We start from the raw sequence: 17,232 nt of genomic DNA, 5'->3' as shown, positions 1-17,232 counted from the left end.
CCATATTAAATTCCTTCAAAATCAGCGACTTATCCATAACCATCTCTACTCCTTCTGTATTCGCTTGACTTCGTCATTTCGCGCATCTATTACTACTGTATAAAAACACAGCTAAGGACGATACATGGACAGCCTAGCTCCTAAGCCTCGCCTGAGGGAGCAGTTTCGCTCGGTGATGCGCTTAAATCACTACAGCATCCGTACGGAGAAAAGCTATTGGTACTGGATCCGTTATTTCATACGCTTCCACGGAATGCGCCACCCTCTTGAGCTGGGAACGTCTGATGTGAATGCGTTTCTCAGCTGGCTCGCCACTGACCGTCAAGTTGCGGCTGCGACCCAAAATCTGGCACTGAATGCCATTGTATTTCTATATGCACGCGTCCTTGAACAGCCTCTAGGCGAGATCGGTGACGTGGTCAGGGTAAAGCGGCCACCGAGGTTGCCGACGGTACTCACCCACCAGGAGGCTATGTCTATCATTGAGCACTTGGGCCAACCGTACCGCTTATTGGCTTCTCTTATGTACGGTGCGGGGCTGCGGGTAGTCGAGTCCTCCCGTCTGCGCATCAAGGATATAGACTTCCGAAATCAGACGATCGTAGTCAGGGACGGCAAAGGTGGAAAAGATAGAACCACTTTACTGCCCGCTCCCTTGATAACCCCTATTAAGCATCGTATAGAGCAGATTGAGGCTGCATGGCGCTCACAGGAGGAAATGTACAAGGCTCCTGTGTCTCTCCCTTTCGCGTTGCGACGTAAATACCCACGCGCTTCTGTTTCGCTGGCGTGGCAGTGGCTTTTCCCTTCAAGCGGGATCTGTCTTGACGAAGATGGTCGAAGCGTTCGCCATCATGTGCATGTCAGCACCATTCAGCGTGCTGTTAAACAGGCGGTTCGCGTTACCGGTATCGAGAAGCCTGTTGGTTGTCATACTTTCCGTCACACTTTTGCTACCGAGTTGTTACGCCGAGGTAGTGATATTCGTACGGTACAAACCTTGTTGGGTCATGCGGATGTCCGCACTACACAGGTTTACACTCATGTGCTTGGTCAGGGCTTTGCTGGGGTGCAGAGCCCGCTGGGTTAATCATTACAGGTGTTCAGGCACGCTACCGCCCTACCTCGAGCATTCAGGCATATGCGGTAATTATTCTAGAGGGAATTGAAGGCTGTCCGGTGCCCTGGAGGAGAGTGTCTGCATTCCCTGCGTGGCTTTAACCATAATGCAGGCATCTGGCCATTTCAATGACGTTAGGGGCAGTTGGTTATTTCGTAGCCCGCGCCGCGCTCTTGGTTGATCAGGTTGTTGGCGTCTTCGTAGCCGAGTTCTTTGGCTTTCTGCACATCGCCGGTGTTGATTTGGTGGAGATGGATGCCCAGGGTTGGGGCGCCACAGACGGTCATTACGGACATGCCGGTTTGGGTGGCGCAGTTGGAGGTGATGACTTCAATGTCGGTGCTGGTCAGTTGGTTGGTGCTCTCGGTGAGGGTGGTGGTGGCGGGCTCGCATTGTTTGGTGCCGTCGGGTTTGTAGATGTGGGTGGTTTGGGTTGTGCAGGCGGTGGTCAGGAGGACGAGGGTTATGAGGGTTGTTGTTTTCATGGGGTGGTCTCTGAAGAAAGTAATCATTGAAGCATATTAGTTCTTCTTGAGACTCCCTACCCTCTCCCGCGAGGGGGGAGGGAGTCGGGCTGTGCAGCAGCTGTTCTGTGCATACAAAAACCCCGGCGCTTGGCCGGGATTTTTGTTGGTGCGGGGTGGGTTGTTAGCCTACCCAGACTCTTGCGTTGCGGAACATGCGCATCCAAGCGCCGTCTTCACTCCAGTCATCGGGATGCCAGGAGTTCTGTACGGTGCGGAAGACCCGTTCCGGGTGCGGCATCATGATGGTGACGCGGCCGTCGCGGTTGGTCAGGCCGGTGATGCCACGCGGGGAGCCGTTGGGGTTGGCTGGGTAGCGGTCGGTCATGCGGCCATTGTTGTCGACAAAGCGCAGGGCAACGCTGCTGCTGGCTTCACAGGCATCTACGGCAGCGCTGCTGGCGAACTCGGCAAAACCTTCTCCGTGGGCGATGGCGATCGGCATGCGTGAGCCGACCATGCCGCTGAGGAAGATCGACGGCGATGGCTGGACTTCTACCATGGCGACGCGGGCTTCGAACTGCTCCGAGCGGTTACGCACGAAACGCGGCCAGTGATCGCTGCCTGGGATGAGTTCGCGCAGGTTGGACAGCATCTGACAGCCGTTGCACACACCCAGGGTGAAGGTATCCGGGCGGGCGAAGAAGGCAGTGAAGGCTTCGCGGGCCTGCTCGTTGAACAGGATCGATTTGGCCCAACCTTCGCCCGCACCCAGCACGTCACCGTAGGAGAAGCCGCCACAGGCGACCAGCCCGCGGAAGTCGGCCAGATCGACACGGCCACTGAGGATGTCGCTCATGTGCACGTCGATGGCGGTGAAGCCGGCGCGGGTGAACGCGGCGGCCATTTCCACCTGACCGTTAACGCCCTGCTCACGCAGGATGGCAACCGCCGGACGCATGCCGGTGTTGATGAAGGGCGCGGCGACGTCTTCGTTGATGTCGTAGCTGAGCATGGCCTGCAAGCCGGGGTTCTTGTCGTCGGCCAGGCGTTCGTGCTCCTGATCGGCGCATTCGACGTTGTCACGCAGGCGCTGGATCTGCCAGCTGGTTTCGCTCCAGGCTTGCTGCCAATCGGCACGGGTGCCGTTGAGCACGCTTTCACCGGCAAACCAGAAGTTCAGAACCTGTTCTTCGGTCGGGCTGCCGATGACGGCGCTGCAATCGCCCAGGCCGGCGGCGGACAGCTGGCTGAGTACTTCTTCAGTATCGCTCTGGCGCACCTGGATCACCGCACCCAGCTCTTCGTTGAACAGGGCAGCAGGCAGATCGCTGGCGTTGTCGGCCAGTACGTCCAGGTTGAGATCCAGACCACAATGACCGGCGAAGGCCATTTCCGCGACGCTGGCCAGCAGACCACCGTCGGACCGGTCATGATAGGCCAGCAGCAGGTCGTCCTGGTTCAGACCCTGAATCACCGCAAAGAAGGCTTTGAGGTCTTCGGCGTCGTCCAGGTCCGGTGCCTGTTGGCCGATGCGATTGTAGACCTGCGCCAATGCGGAGCCGCCGAGACGGTTCTGACCGCGGCCCAGATCGATGAGAATCAGGTCGGTGTCACCTTGATCGACACGCAGGCGTGGAGTCAGGGTCTGGCGCACGTCCTGTACCGGCGCAAAACCGGTGACGACCAGCGACATGGGCGAGGTAACGCTCTTGTCCTGTCCGTCATCGTTCCAGCGAGTCTGCATGGACATGGAGTCCTTGCCTACCGGCACGGTGATGCCCAGTTCCGGGCACAGCTCCATGCCGACCGCTTTGACCGCGTCGTACAGACGGGCGTCTTCACCGGGGTGACCGGCGGCGGCCATCCAGTTGGCAGACAGGCGAATATCCGACAGCTTGTCGATCCGCGCGGCAGCCATGTTGGTGACGGTTTCGGCGACAGCCATGCGACCGGACGCCGGTGCATCCAGCAGGGCCAGCGGTGTGCGCTCGCCCATGGCCATGGCTTCACCGGTGTGTACGTCGAAGCTGGTGGCGGTGACGGCGCAATCGGCGACGGGTACCTGCCAGGGACCAACCAGCTGATCGCGGGCAACCAGACCGGTGATGCTGCGGTCGCCGATGGTGATCAGGAAGTTCTTGCTGGCCACAGCCGGCAGGCGCAGTACGCGCAGCGCGGCTTCTTCCAGCGCGAGGCCGGAGGCGTCGAAGTCATCACCCTGCTCTGCTTCGCGGGTGACGCTGCGGTGCATGCGCGGCGCCTTGCCGAGCAGTACTGACAGCGGCATGTCCACCGGCTGGTTGTCGAAGTGGCTGTCGTTGAGAACCAGCAGCTGCTCTTCGGTCGCTTCGCCGACGACGGCGAAGGGGCAGCGCTCGCGCTCACAGATGGCCTGGAAACGCTCGAAATCGGCGTTTGGCACGGCCATCACGTAGCGTTCCTGGGACTCGTTGGACCAGATTTCCAGCGGGCTCATGCCCGGCTCGTCATTCGGTACGTTGCGCAGTTCGAAACGGCCACCGCGGCCGCCATCGTTGACCAGCTCCGGGAAGGCGTTGGACAAACCGCCAGCGCCGACGTCGTGGATGAAGGCGATGGGGTTCTTTTCGCCCAGCTGCCAGCAACGGTCGATGACTTCCTGACAGCGGCGCTCCATCTCCGGGTTTTCCCGCTGCACGGAGGCAAAATCCAGGTCTTCGGCACTGCTGCCGGTGGCCATGGAGGAAGCAGCGCCGCCGCCCAGACCAATCAGCATGGCCGGGCCGCCCAGGACGATGAGCTTGGCGCCCACCGGAATCTCGGCTTTCTCGACGTGATCGGCGCGGATGTTACCCATACCGCCGGCGATCATGATCGGCTTGTGATAACCACGGATTTCCGGGCCACGGGGCGACTGGACGGTCTGCTCGAAGGTACGGAAGTAGCCGGTCAGCGCGGGGCGACCGAATTCGTTGTTGAACGCAGCGCCGCCGAGCGGGCCGTCGATCATGATCTGCAGCGGGGTGACGATGCGACCCGGCTTGCCGTTGTCTTCTTCCCAGGGCTGTTCGAAGCCTGGAATGCGCAGGTTGGAGACGGTGAAACCGGTCAGACCGGCCTTCGGCTTGCCGCCGCGACCAGTGGCGCCCTCGTCGCGGATCTCACCACCGGAGCCGGTGGAGGCGCCGGAGAATGGGGAAATCGCAGTCGGGTGGTTATGCGTCTCAACCTTCATCAGGATGTGAATCTGTTCCTGATGCGAGCGGTATTCTTCGGTGCCCGGCTCGGGGAAGAAACGTCCGCCGACAGAACCTTCGATCACCGCAGCGTTGTCCTTGTACGCGGACAATACGCCTTCGCTGCGCATCTGATAGGTGTTCTTGATCATGCCGAACAGGCTCTTGTCCTGCGCTTCACCATCGATATCCCAACTGGCGTTGAAGATCTTGTGGCGGCAATGCTCGGAGTTGGCCTGGGCAAACATCATCAGCTCGACATCACTGGGATTGCGCCCCATGTCGCTGAAGCTCTGTACCAGATAGTCGATCTCGTCGTCGGCCAGTGCCAGACCCAGCTCGCTGTTGGCCTGTTCCAGAGCAGCCTTGCCGCCTTCAATGATGTTCACCCGGTTGAACGGCCTGGGCTCGGTGTGGTGGAACAGCTGCGCGGCAGCCTGCACGTTGTCCAGCGCCAGCTCGGTCATGCGGTCATGCAGCAGTGCAGTGACCTGTTGCAGTTCAGTCGCGCTCAGCTCGCCGGTGATGTAATAGGCGATGCCACGCTCAATGCGTTCAATTGCCCGCAGTCCGCAGTTATGCGCAATATCTGTCGCCTTGCTCGACCATGGCGAGATGGTGCCGAAACGCGGTACCACCAACACCAGCGTACCAGTCGGCTCTTCGACCGCAACGGTCGGACCGTACTTGAGCAGGCGGTCCAGCACGACTTGCTCCTGCTCTGCCAATTCACCGATCAGCTCGGCGAAATGCATGAATTCGGCATACACACCACGCACGCCGGGAACCAGCTGTTGCAGACGAGCAAGCAGCTTGTTGCGTCGGAAATCGGAAAGGACAGGGGCGCCACGCAGGATATGCATGTTGATTTCGGCCTCGGAGACTTGAGAATTGGGAAAAGAAGGCGCATAGGATAACCCATGCTGCGCGTTCGGGCTATTCTGGGTCAGATCGGTGTGACCAGCTGCCGCAACCACCCACTTGCAACAATCCCGACCTATTGCCGAGAGGCGTATTTACATATACTCAGGACATGTCGAAAAACCTGCTTCGCCCTACAACTGTTTCCGTACTGGCCATCCTGTGCTCAGTACTGCTGAGTGCCTGTGAACAGCCCAGCCGCCTGGAGCAGTTGCGCGAGGAAGGTACGCTGCATGTCATCACCCGCAATACGCCGACGACCTTCTATCAGGGACGGCACGGTGATACAGGGCTGGAATACGAGCTGAGCAAACGCTTCGCCGATAGCCTGGATCTCGAGCTGGAGATGATCGCCAGCCCGACACTGGATCATCTGTATCAGCAACTGGCGCAGGACAACGGTCCGGATATCGCCGCCGCCGGCCTGACCGCCAACCCCGCCCGCGCCGATCAGGTGCGTTTTGCCGACGCCTATCTGCAGGTTACCCCCCAGGTTGTCTACCGCCGCGGCAATCGTCAGCCACGCGGCATCGAGGATCTGTACGACAGGCGCATCATGGTGCTCAAGGGCAGCTCGCTGGCCGATCAGTTGCGCGAACTGCAGGCCGAGCACCCACAGCTGATATTCGAGGAGTCGGATAATCTGGAAGTCGTCGACCTGCTGCGTCTGGTCAACGATGATGAAATTGATTTTGCGGTGGTCTATTCCAATGAGCTGATCGTCAACCAGGCCTTCTATCCCGCTGTGCATGTCGGCTTCGATCTGAGTCCGGCAAAACCGATGGCCTGGGCGCTGCCCGGTGGCGATGACGATAGCCTGCTGCTGGAAGTGAACAAGTTCTTCGAGACCATTCGCGCCAACGGCACGCTCGACCAGTTGCTGGAACGCTTCTACGGGCATGCCGATGTGCTGGATTACGTTGGCGCCCGCGCCTTTGCCCGACATATGCAGCAACGCCTGCCGCGCTTCGAGAAATTGTTTCGCCAGTCAGGCGATCAGCAGGGTATGGACTGGCGCCTGCTGGCCGCCATGGCCTATCAGGAATCGCTGTGGGACGTGGATGCCCGCTCGCCGACCGGTGTACGAGGCTTGATGATGCTGACTCTGCCCACCGCCAAGTTCGTGGGCGTGACCAACCGCGTTGACCCGGCGCAGAGCATAGCTGGTGGTGCGCGCTATATCGTGTGGGTGCGCGATCAGCTCTCCACCGACATCCCTGAGCCTGACCGCACCTGGTTTGCTCTGGCGGCGTATAACGTCGGTATCGGCCATCTCGACGACGCCCGCATCCTGACCCGCAACAATGGCCGCGACCCGAACCGCTGGATAGATGTAAAGGATCATCTGCCGCTGCTGTCGAAGAAAGAGTGGTACAGCCAGACTCGCTACGGTTACGCCCGTGGTGCTGAGCCGGTCCACTATGTGCAGAACATCCGCCGCTATTACGAGATTCTCACCTGGGTGACTCAGCCCCAGTCGGAAACGCCGCAACAGCCAAGCGAGCAGTATCACGCGCCAGGGATTCTGGATCAGTTGCCGCAGGGGATCTGAGTTCGGACCAGCCTGGGAGAGCAGGCTGTGGGTGAACCAGCCTGTTTTACTGCCGCCGAGCCCGAAAGAATTCGGTCAACAAGGCCCCGCACTGCTCCGCCAATACTCCACCTTCCACCTGGACCCGATGATTCAACCATGGCTGATCCAGCACCTGACTGCGGCTGATCACGGCACCGGAGCGTGGCTCACTGGCACCGAATACCAAGCGCGAGATGCGGCTGTGCACCAGCAGGCCGGAGCACATGGTGCAGGGTTCGAGGGTGACATAGAGAGTGGTGCCGGGCAGCCGATAGTTTGCGTCATCAGCGGCGGCCTGGCGCAGGGCGACCATTTCCGCGTGGGCGCTGGGGTCGTGGCTGCTGATGGGTTGGTTGAAGCCGCGGCCGATGATCTTGCCATCACGCACCAGCACGGCGCCGACCGGCACTTCGCCCAGTTCAGCGCCCTTGCGCGCCTCGGCGATTGCTTCAAGCATGAAGTCGATATCAGCAGGTTTCATCTGGCACAGGATACACAATTACGCAGAATCAGTGGCGGGCATTGCTGCCCGCCGGAGAGATACAGCGTTAAATCAGCGACCGCTCGCGCAGCAGTTCGATGACCTTGTCGACACTGGCTGCCAGGTCCAGCTCGGCGGTGTCGATGACCAGATCGGCGTCTTCAGGGGCTTCGTAGGGGAAGGAAATGCCCGGAATCGTGCCTTCTTCACCGGCCGCATACAGCCCGGATGGGTCGCGTGCCTGACATACCTCCAGCGAGGTATTAAGGTGCACCAACAGGCAACGATCCCCCAGGATATGTCTGGCGGTCGCGCGGCTTTCTGCTGTAGGCGCAACGAAGGCGCCCAAGGCGATCAGGCCAGCCTGATTGAGCTGCCGGGCAACGCGGGCGCCCTTGTGCAGGTTCTCCGCCCGGCCAGCGGCATCGCGGCCCACACCTTTGCTCAGGTCCTGACGCATGGCTTTGCCGTCCAGCACGAAGCAGGCGCGGCCGCGGTCGAATAGGCGGCGCTCCACGGCATAGGCCAAGGTGCTTTTGCCGGCACCGGACAGGCCGGTAAACAGCAAGGTAACCGGCTCCTGACCGTAACGCACTGCGCGCTCGCTCGGCGTCACGTGGGCAAACTCGCCCTGCTGACTGCCACTGGTGCTCTTCTCGCCCTGCGCCTTGGCTACAATCATGCCGGCACCAACAGTCGCGTTGGTCATACGGTCAATGACGATGAAAGCGCCGGTGGTGCGGTTGGCACGGTAATCGTCATAGGCGATGGGCCGTTCCAGGGCCAGCTCGACCCGGGCGATTTCATTCAGTGCCAGCTCGGCGGTTTCTTCCTGCGCCAGGGTATTCACATCCTGACGGAAGTGAATACGGGTAAAGGACCCCGGGCTATAGCTGGTGGCGCGCTTGATGTCATATTTGCGGCCAGGCTGCATGGGCTGCTCGGACATCCAGACCATGTTGGCTTCGAACAGATCACCGATCAGCGGCCGGTTATCGATGCTGACCAGCATGTCGCCACGGGAGATATCGATTTCGTCTTCCAGTGTCAGGGTAACAGCCTGCCCTGAGCCAGCCGCATCCAGCTCGCCATCAAAGGTGACAATGGATTTGACCCGGCTGCTCTTGCCCGAGGGCAATACCACCAGCTCGTCGCCCTTGCTCACCACACCGGAGGCAATGGTGCCGGCAAAGCCACGGAAGTTGAGGTTGGGTCGGGTGACCAGCTGTACAGGAAAGCGCAGGTCGGTCAGATTGCGGTCAGCGGAAACGTCTACCGTTTCCAGAATCTCCATCAACGCCGGCCCGGTGTACCAGGGACTGCGCTCACTGCGATTGACCACGTTGTCACCCTTAAGGGCAGACATGGGAACAAAATGCACCGTGCTGTCGGCCAGGGTTTCAAGACCCTTGGCGAACTCGCTGTAATCGGCGCAGATCTGGTTGAAGACGGTCTCGTCAAAGTCCATCAGGTCCATCTTGTTGACCGCCACAACGATATGCCGGATACCCAGCAGAGAGGCGATAAAGCTGTGCCGGCGGGTCTGGGTCTGCACGCCGTAGCGGGCGTCGATCAGGATGATCGCCAGATCACAGGTCGAGGCGCCGGTCGCCATGTTGCGGGTGTACTGCTCGTGGCCGGGGGTGTCAGCAATGATGAATTTGCGCTTGGCGGTGGAGAAATAGCGGTAGGCAACATCGATGGTGATGCCCTGCTCGCGCTCGGCTTGCAAGCCGTCGACCAGCAGCGCCAGATCCACTTCCTCGCCGGTGGTACCGGATTTCTTTGAATCGCGGGTGATGGCTTCCATGTGATCTTCGTAGATCATCTTGGAATCATGCAGCAGGCGGCCGATCAGGGTGCTCTTGCCGTCATCGACGTTACCGCAGGTCAGGAAACGCAGCAGTTCCTTGCGCTCGTGCTGCCCCAGATAGGCCAGGATGTCCTGGCTGATCAAATCAGATTGGTGACTCATGTAACAATTCTCCGGGCTGGGCGCTTAGAAATAGCCTTGGCGTTTCTTTTCTTCCATCGATCCGGCCTGATCGTGATCGATCACGCGGCCCTGGCGCTCGGAAGTACGGGTAAGCAGCATTTCCTGGATGATTTCCGGGAGCGTTGCAGCTGTGGATTCCACGGCGCCGGTCAGCGGATAGCAGCCCAGGGTGCGGAAACGCACCATTTTCATTTCCGGCGTTTCACCGGGATTCAGCGGCATACGCTCGTCATCGACCATGATCAGCGAGCCGTCGCGATTGACCACCGGACGCTCGGCAGCGAAGTACAGCGGCACGATCGGGATGCTTTCCAGATAGATGTATTGCCAGATATCCAGCTCGGTCCAGTTGGACAGCGGGAACACGCGGATGCTTTCGCCCTTGTGCACCTTGCCGTTATAGATGTTCCACAGTTCGGGGCGCTGGTTCTTCGGGTCCCAGCGGTGGTGTTTGTCACGGAAGGAATAGACGCGCTCCTTGGCGCGCGACTTTTCCTCGTCACGGCGCGCGCCACCGAAAGCAGCGTCGAAGCCGTACTTGTCCAGCGCCTGTTTCAGACCTTGGGTCTTCATCACGTCGGTATGCACGGCGCTGCCGTGGGTAAAGGGGCCTACGCCCTGCTCCACCCCTTCGGGGTTCTTGTGTACCAGCAGGTCCAGATCCATTTCTTCGACCATGCGCTCGCGGAAGCTGTACATCTCGCGGAATTTCCAGCCGGTATCGACGTGCAGTACCGGGAACGGCAGGCGGCCGGGGTAGAAAGCCTTGCGCGCAAGATGCAGCATCACGGCTGAGTCCTTACCGATCGAATAGAGCATCACCGGATTCTGAAATTCGGCTGCAACCTCACGAATGATGTGGATGCTTTCAGCTTCCAGCTGTTTGAGATGGGTCAGTTTTTCCAGCATGGGGTACTCACGGTGAAGGGCATGAACAAGAATGCCGGCATTGTATCAAAGCCATCACCTTCTAATAAGCAACCCTTCTATACCTTTAAGCTATAAGCATATATACCCCGGTTCAGCTCAAACCGGGTTATCGATATCAATGAACTGATGCTCCACGCCGAAATGCTCAGCCAGATGCTCGCCCAGGGCTTTCACGCCATAGCGTTCGGTGGCATGGTGCCCGGCGGCGTAGAAGTTGATGCCGCATTCGCGGGCAATGTGAAAGGTCGGTTCGGAGACCTCTCCGGTAATGAAGGCGTCCACACCCAGCGCGACAGCCTTTTCGATATAGCCTTGTGCTGAGCCGGTGCACCAGGCAATTCGCTTCACCGGCCGGCTGTGGCCACTGATGAACAAGGGCTCACGGCCCAGCGCCACATTGAGCTGCTGCGCCAGTTCGGCGCCGCTGACCGCCTCGGCCAACTCACCCTGCAACCCTACAGAACGAGGATTGTTGGGTTCCAGGCCACCGGTAATGTGCCAATCCAGCAATTGGGCCAACTGGACGTTGTTACCCAGTTTGGCATGCACATCCAATGGCAGGTGATAGGCAACCAGGTTGATGCCGTGCTCCAGCAAGGCTCGAATCCGCCGCTGCTTGAGCCCGGTGATGGGCGCTGCTTCGCCTTTCCAGAAGTAACCATGGTGGACCAGCAGCAGGTCCGCGCCCTGCTCCGCCGCGGCTTCGATCATCGCCTGACTGGCCGTCACTCCACTGACCACACGGCGGATCTCGCTGCGCCCCTCCACTTGCAGACCGTTGGGGCAGTAATCCTGAAAAGCATTGCTCTCCAACAGGTTGTTACAATAGGCGACCAATTCGGAACACTGTGTCATGGCGACTCTCCCCTTTTAAGAAAACGGCATTCTGGTGTCTGCTGCACAATGATACAAGGTTGTGAACTGCCCCCCTGCCCAATCCATACCAATCTCTCTATAATGCGAAATTCCGGCCCGACCCTGGCCTCACTGAAAGGTTCCCCCAATGAAAGGTTTTTTGCGTAATCTGGGCTGGCCTGCAGTTTGCGGTCTATTGTTCGCTCTGCTGATTATTCAGCAGTTTCCCCAGTGGTTGGGGCTCCCGGAAAATTCGGCTTATCAAATGGCTCCCGCGTTGACGCTGCCTACCACCAAAGGCGTGGTGTCCTACAGCGATGCGGTCAACAAGGCGGCGCCAGCGGTAGCCAATATTTTTACCACCAAGCAGGTCAGCCGCTCGAATGATAATAATTCGCTGTTCGACAATCCGACCCTGCGCGATTACTCCAATACACTGCCGCAACCCAGCCGCCGCCAGTCCAGTCTCGGCTCTGCTGTCATACTCAGGGATGACGGCTATCTGCTGACCAACAACCATGTGGTCGCCGAGGCTGACGAGATTCTGGTGGCTCTGCGCGATGGGCGCGAAGCGCTTGCCGAGTTGATTGGAACCGACCCCGAGACCGACCTGGCAGTACTCAAGATAGACCTGCCGGACCTACCCGCCGCGACTATAGGCCCGGCAGACCAGCAGAAAACCGGCGATGTGGTGATGGCCATTGGTAACCCGTTCGGCCTGGGCCAGACAGTCACCATGGGTATCATCAGCGCCACTGGACGCAATCAGCTGGGCCTCAATACCTATGAGGATTTCATCCAGACCGATGCAGCCATCAACCAAGGCAACTCCGGAGGCGCGCTGATTGATGCCCACGGCCAGCTGATAGGCATCAATACCGCCATCTTTTCCCAGTCCGGTGGCTCCCAGGGCATCGGCTTTGCCATCCCGGCAGCGCTGGCATTGAACGTGATGGAGCAGATCATCGAGCGCGGGCGAGTCATTCGTGGCTGGCTGGGTGTGGAAGTCCAGCCCCTGACCAACGATCTGGCGGAATCCTTCGGGCTGATTCAGGCAGAAGGGATAGTCGTGTCCGGCCTGTACCGCAACGGCCCGGCCTGGACTGCCGGTTTGCGCCCGGGCGATGTGATTCTGAAAATAGATGGTGTAGCCATTGTGCATGGCAGGCATGCCATGAACCAGGTCGCCCGAGCAAAACCGGGCTCCAAGGTGGAGCTCGGGGTACTGCGCAGCGGCGAAGCCATGACCTTCACCGCCGAGGTTGGCGTGCGGCCAACCTTCGGCGCCTGATACCTCAGGCTGTCAGCAGCTTGCCGAGGGCGTGCAGCAAGGCTTGATTCTGTTCCGGCGTGCCTATGGTGATACGCAGGAACTGCTCAATGCGCGGCGAACGGAAGTGCCGCACAACGACCTTTTGCGCCCGCAGCTCCGCCGCCAGCTCTTCCCCGTCGCGCTCGACATGTCGCGCCAGGACGAAGTTGGCCGCCGATGGCAACACGACGAAGTCGAGCTCTTCCAGCCCCTTGGTCAATGCTTCACGACTGGTCACCACCGCCTGACAGGTCTGCTGGAAGTAAGTCTGGTCCGCAAAAGCCGCCACCGCGCCGACAATCGCCAGGCGATCCAGCGGATAGGAGTTGAAGCTGTTCTTGATCCGCTCCAGCGCCTCGATCAGGTCCGAATGCCCTACTGCCAGACCGACGCGCAATCCTGCCAGTGAACGGGACTTGGATAAGGTCTGGGTTACCAGCAGGTTGGGATAGCGGTCGACCAGAGCAATGGCGGTTTCACCACCGAAATCGATGTAAGCTTCATCCACCACCACCACCGAGTCGGGGTTGGCCTGCAGAATCTGCTCGATACCCGCCAACGGCAGCAGCATGCCGGTCGGCGCGTTGGGATTGGGGAAGATGATGCCGCCATTCTCGCCCCGGTAATCCTCCGGCCGAATACTGAAGTCCTCGGCCAGCGGCAGGGCTTTCGCCTCGATGCCGTACAGGCCGCAATATACCGGATAGAAGCTGTAGCTGATATCCGGCATCAGCACCGGTTTGCTGTGCTGGAACAGCGCATGGAAGATGTGCGCCAGCACCTCATCAGAACCATTGCCAACGAAAACCTGCGCGGTGGTCACGCCATAATACTCGGCAATGGTTTCCTTCAGCAGGTCCGCGTTGGGCGCGGGGTACAGTCGCAGACTCGCATCCAGCTCGCCGCGAATGGCTTCGAGCACCGCTGGCGAGGGGCCATAGGGGTTCTCGTTGGTGTTCAGCTTGATCAGGTTGTCCAGCTTGGGCTGCTCGCCCGGCACATAGGGCACCAGATCCTTTACAAAAGGGCTCCAGAAACGACTCACGGTTCAATCCTCAACGGAAATGAAGCTGAAAACTATCAGGGTTTGATGCAGTCAGGGCTTGATGCGGTATTCCGCGCTGCGAGCGTGCGCGGTGAGGCTCTCCCCGCGGGCGAGCACCGAAGCCGTTTTGCCCAGTTCAGAGGCGCCTTCAGGTGAGCAGAAAATCACCGAAGAGCGCTTCTGGAAATCATACACACCCAGCGGCGACGAGAACCGCGCCGTACCGGACGTTGGCAGCACGTGGTTCGGACCGGCGCAATAATCGCCCAGCGCTTCAGGCGTGAAGCGGCCCATGAAGATGGCGCCGGCATGGCGAATCTGCGCCAGCATGGCGTCGGGATCAGCCACCGACAACTCCAGGTGCTCGGGAGCGATGCGGTTGGACAGCTCGCAGGCCTGTTCCAGACTGTCGACCTTGATCAGCGCGCCACGGCTCTCCAGTGAGATGCGCACCATGTCGCTGCGCTCCAGGCTGCTCAACAGCTTGTTCAGGCTGGCTTCGACGGCATCCAGGAAGCCTGCATCCGGTGACAGCAGAATGGACTGGGCGTCTTCATCGTGCTCGGCCTGGGAAAACAGGTCCATGGCGATCCAGTCGGGATCGGTCTGGCCGTCACAGATCACCAGAATCTCCGAGGGACCGGCGATCATGTCGATACCGACCTTGCCGAACACGGCACGCTTGGCGGTAGCCACATAGATATTGCCCGGGCCGACGATCTTGTCCACGCCGGGGATGCTTTCAGTGCCGTAAGCCAGTGCGGCCACGGCCTGTGCGCCACCCACGGTGAATACCCGATCAACCCCGGCCAGACAGGCAGCAGCCAGTACCAGCTCATTGATCTCGCCACGCGGAGTGGGCACCACCATGACCACTTCCGGCACACCGGCGACCTTGGCTGGAATCGCGTTCATCAATACCGAGGAAGGATAGGACGCCTTGCCGCCCGGCACATACAGGCCAACCCGGTCCAGCGGTGTGATCTGCTGACCCAGCACGGTGCCATCGGCCTCGGTGTAGCGCCAAGACTCCTGACGCTGGTGTTCGTGGTAGATACGTACCCGCTCGGCGGCGACTTCCAGCGCCTGACGCTGCTCGCTGGTAATGCGTTCCAGTGCCAGTTCCAGTCGGGCACGATCCAGTGTCAGATCGGCCATGCTGGCCACATCGAGCGCGTCGAAACGGGCGGTATAGTCGACCACGGCAGCATCGCCACGCGCACGCACGGCAGCGATGATCTCCTCGACCCGCTCGTTGACCGCCTTATCGGATACACCTTCCCACGCCAGCAGACCATCCAGATGATGGTTGAAATCGGCCTGATTGATATCCAGACGGGCGATTTTCAACGGCGTGCTCATGGTGTCTTCCTCTCAGGTTGGTATCAGCTTACAGCAATCAACTGGCGCGACGCTCGACAGCATCGGACAGCAGGTCAATCAAGGTCTTGATGCGGGCGTGCTTCATCTTCATCGATGCCTTGTTGACGATCAGCCGCGAACTGATGTGCGCGATCAGCTCCTGTGGCTCCAGACCATTGGCCTTGAGCGTGTTGCCGGTATCGACCACATCGATGATCTTGTCCGCCAGACCCACCAGCGGCGCCAGCTCCATGGAGCCGTACAGCTTGATCAGCTCCACCTGGCGCCCCTGCTCGGCATAATAACGACGGGCAACGTTGACGAACTTCGTCGCCACACGCAGCCGGCCCTTGGGTTCGGGGGTATCCACCGGGCCGGCGGTCATCAGCCGGCAATTGGCGATCTTCAGATCCAGCGGCTCATACAGCCCCTGGCTGCCGTATTCCATGAGCACGTCCTTGCCGGCCACGCCCAGATCCGCAGCACCCTGTTCGACATAGGTCGGTACATCGGTGGCACGGACGATCAGCAGACGCACATCCGGGTCGCTGGTGCTGAAGATCAGCTTGCGGCTCTTGTCCAGATCTTCCACCGGTTCGATGCCCGCCAGCTTCAGCAGTGGTAGCGTGTCGTCCAGAATGCGGCCCTTGGACAGGGCGATGGTCAGGCTATTGCTCATGTGAATCCTCTCAAGCAGAAACGCGGCGGATAGCGGCGCCAAGCATTTGCAGCTTTTCTTCAATACATTCGTAACCACGGTCGATGTGGTAGATACGGTCAACCAGGGTGTCGCCATCAGCCCACAGCGCAGCGATCACCAGGCTGGCGGAAGCGCGCAGGTCAGTAGCCATGACCGGTGCACCCTTGAGTTTTTCCACACCGGTGATGATCGCGGTATTGCCTTCAACCTGAATACGCGCACCCATGCGGCTCATTTCCTGAACGTGCATGAAGCGGTTTTCGAATACCGTTTCGATCACGGTACCGGTGCCCTCGGCCACCGCATTCATGGCCATGAACTGCGCCTGCATGTCGGTAGGGAATGCCGGATAGGGCGCAGTTCGCAGGTTGACCGCACGCGCGCGATTACCCTTCATGTCCAGGCTGACCCAGTTCTTGCCGGTATCGATCTGTGCGCCCGCCTCTTCCAGTTTCAGCAATACCGCTTCCAGAATCGAGGGATCGGTATCCTTTAGCTTGACGCGGCCGCGCGTAGCCGCGCCCGCCACCAGGAAGGTACCGGTCTCGATGCGGTCAGGCATGACCGAATAGGTTGCGCCGTGCAGGCGCTCAACGCCATCCACGGTAATGGTATCGGTACCGTGACCGGTGATCTGGGCACCCATGGCGATCAGGCATTCGGCCAGATCAACCACCTCAGGTTCGCGCGCGGCGTTCTGAATCACCGTCTGACCGCGGGCCAGCGTGGCCGCCATGAGGATATTCTCCGTGCCGGTGACGCTGACGGTATCGAAGAAGTAATGCGCTCCACGCAGACCGCCTTCCGGTGCCCGCGCCTTGATATAGCCGTCTTCGACGGTAATCTCGGCACCCATGGCCTCCAGACCGCGGATGTGCAGGTCTACCGGCCGCGAACCGATGGCGCAGCCGCCGGGCAGGGCCACTTCGGCATAACCAAAGTGCGCCACCATCGGCCCCAATACCAGGATCGAGGCGCGCATGGTCTTGACCAGCTCATAAGGCGCAACCAGCGTGGTAATGCTGGTCGGGTTCACTTCCACATTGAGCTTGTCACCGACGACCGGTTGAATGCCCATGCGACCGAAGAGCTCGATCATGGTAGTGATGTCGTGCAGGTGCGGCAGGTTGCAGATGGTAACCGCTTCATCGGCCAGCAAGGTTGCGGCCAGAATCGGCAGCGCGGAGTTTTTCGCGCCGGAAATGCGGATCTCGCCATCCAGGCGATTACCGCCGGTGATCATCAATTTGTCCAT

General features: G+C 59.9%; 13 protein-coding genes. 3 read left to right on the top strand and 10 right to left on the bottom strand.

What is annotated here, in order from left to right:
• The first annotated feature begins 124 nt into the window (after window positions 1-124).
• Complete coding sequence (locus BLU11_RS01535; RefSeq protein ID WP_090271725.1) at window positions 125-1,090, top strand: integron integrase; 966 nt, start codon at window positions 125-127, stop codon at window positions 1,088-1,090.
• 164 nt (window positions 1,091-1,254) lie between these two features.
• On the opposite strand, the gene BLU11_RS01530 is transcribed toward BLU11_RS01535, so the two are convergent.
• Both BLU11_RS01530 and purL read right to left on the bottom strand, forming a co-directional pair.
• Complete coding sequence (locus tag BLU11_RS01530; protein ID WP_090271724.1) at window positions 1,255-1,605, bottom strand: hypothetical protein; 351 nt, start codon at window positions 1,603-1,605, stop codon at window positions 1,255-1,257.
• 163 nt (window positions 1,606-1,768) lie between these two features.
• The gene (purL, locus tag BLU11_RS01525) at window positions 1,769-5,665 is read right to left on the bottom strand and encodes a phosphoribosylformylglycinamidine synthase (protein WP_090276129.1); all 3,897 of its coding nucleotides are present in this window, start codon (window positions 5,663-5,665) and stop codon (window positions 1,769-1,771) included.
• A gap of 170 nt (window positions 5,666-5,835) precedes the next feature.
• On the opposite strand from purL, the gene mltF reads away from it, so the two are divergent.
• Window positions 5,836-7,275 carry a membrane-bound lytic murein transglycosylase MltF gene (mltF, locus tag BLU11_RS01520; RefSeq protein ID WP_090271722.1) on the top strand — a complete coding sequence of 480 codons (1,440 nt, stop codon included), beginning with the start codon at window positions 5,836-5,838 and terminating at the stop codon, window positions 7,273-7,275.
• A 46-nt stretch (window positions 7,276-7,321) separates the two neighbouring features.
• On the opposite strand, the gene tadA is transcribed toward mltF, so the two are convergent.
• From tadA to BLU11_RS01500, 4 genes are all read right to left on the bottom strand, one after another.
• Entirely contained in the window at window positions 7,322-7,777 is a 456-nt protein-coding gene (tadA, locus tag BLU11_RS01515; protein ID WP_231702248.1) for a tRNA adenosine(34) deaminase TadA, read from the bottom strand.
• 67 nt (window positions 7,778-7,844) lie between these two features.
• Entirely contained in the window at window positions 7,845-9,752 is a 1,908-nt protein-coding gene (gene cysN, locus BLU11_RS01510; protein ID WP_090271721.1) for a sulfate adenylyltransferase subunit CysN, read from the bottom strand.
• Between the two features lie 24 nt (window positions 9,753-9,776).
• Window positions 9,777-10,682, bottom strand: coding sequence for a sulfate adenylyltransferase subunit CysD (gene cysD / locus BLU11_RS01505; RefSeq protein ID WP_090271720.1), 906 nt, complete (start codon window positions 10,680-10,682; stop codon window positions 9,777-9,779).
• Between the two features lie 117 nt (window positions 10,683-10,799).
• Window positions 10,800-11,558 (bottom strand): Nif3-like dinuclear metal center hexameric protein, encoded by a 759-nt coding sequence (locus BLU11_RS01500; protein ID WP_090271719.1) that lies wholly within the window; start codon window positions 11,556-11,558, stop codon window positions 10,800-10,802.
• 148 nt (window positions 11,559-11,706) lie between these two features.
• Here BLU11_RS01500 and BLU11_RS01495 point away from each other — a divergent pair, with 148 nt between their 5' ends.
• Window positions 11,707-12,849, top strand: coding sequence for a S1C family serine protease (locus BLU11_RS01495; protein ID WP_090271718.1), 1,143 nt, complete (start codon window positions 11,707-11,709; stop codon window positions 12,847-12,849).
• Between the two features lie 4 nt (window positions 12,850-12,853).
• Here the strand turns inward: BLU11_RS01495 and hisC are convergent, their stop codons facing one another.
• Genes hisC through murA form a run of 4 tightly spaced genes read right to left on the bottom strand, consistent with a single transcriptional unit; the run spans window position 12,854 to window position 17,232 of the window.
• Complete coding sequence (gene hisC / locus BLU11_RS01490; RefSeq protein ID WP_090271717.1) at window positions 12,854-13,915, bottom strand: histidinol-phosphate transaminase; 1,062 nt, start codon at window positions 13,913-13,915, stop codon at window positions 12,854-12,856.
• A 51-nt stretch (window positions 13,916-13,966) separates the two neighbouring features.
• Window positions 13,967-15,277, bottom strand: a complete 1,311-nt coding sequence (hisD, locus tag BLU11_RS01485; RefSeq protein ID WP_090271716.1) for a histidinol dehydrogenase — start codon at window positions 15,275-15,277, stop codon at window positions 13,967-13,969.
• A 37-nt stretch (window positions 15,278-15,314) separates the two neighbouring features.
• Complete coding sequence (gene hisG / locus BLU11_RS01480; RefSeq protein WP_090271715.1) at window positions 15,315-15,956, bottom strand: ATP phosphoribosyltransferase; 642 nt, start codon at window positions 15,954-15,956, stop codon at window positions 15,315-15,317.
• 10 nt (window positions 15,957-15,966) lie between these two features.
• Window positions 15,967-17,232: a UDP-N-acetylglucosamine 1-carboxyvinyltransferase gene (gene murA, locus BLU11_RS01475; RefSeq protein WP_090271714.1), complete on the bottom strand. Its 1,266-nt coding sequence runs from the start codon at window positions 17,230-17,232 to the stop codon at window positions 15,967-15,969.

The sequence above is a fragment of the Halopseudomonas litoralis genome (assembly GCF_900105005.1).
In the GTDB taxonomy this organism is placed as follows: domain Bacteria; phylum Pseudomonadota; class Gammaproteobacteria; order Pseudomonadales; family Pseudomonadaceae; genus Halopseudomonas; species Halopseudomonas litoralis.
The sequence above is the reverse complement of the archived record's forward strand: the minus strand, read 5'-3'. Positions and strand labels throughout refer to the sequence as shown.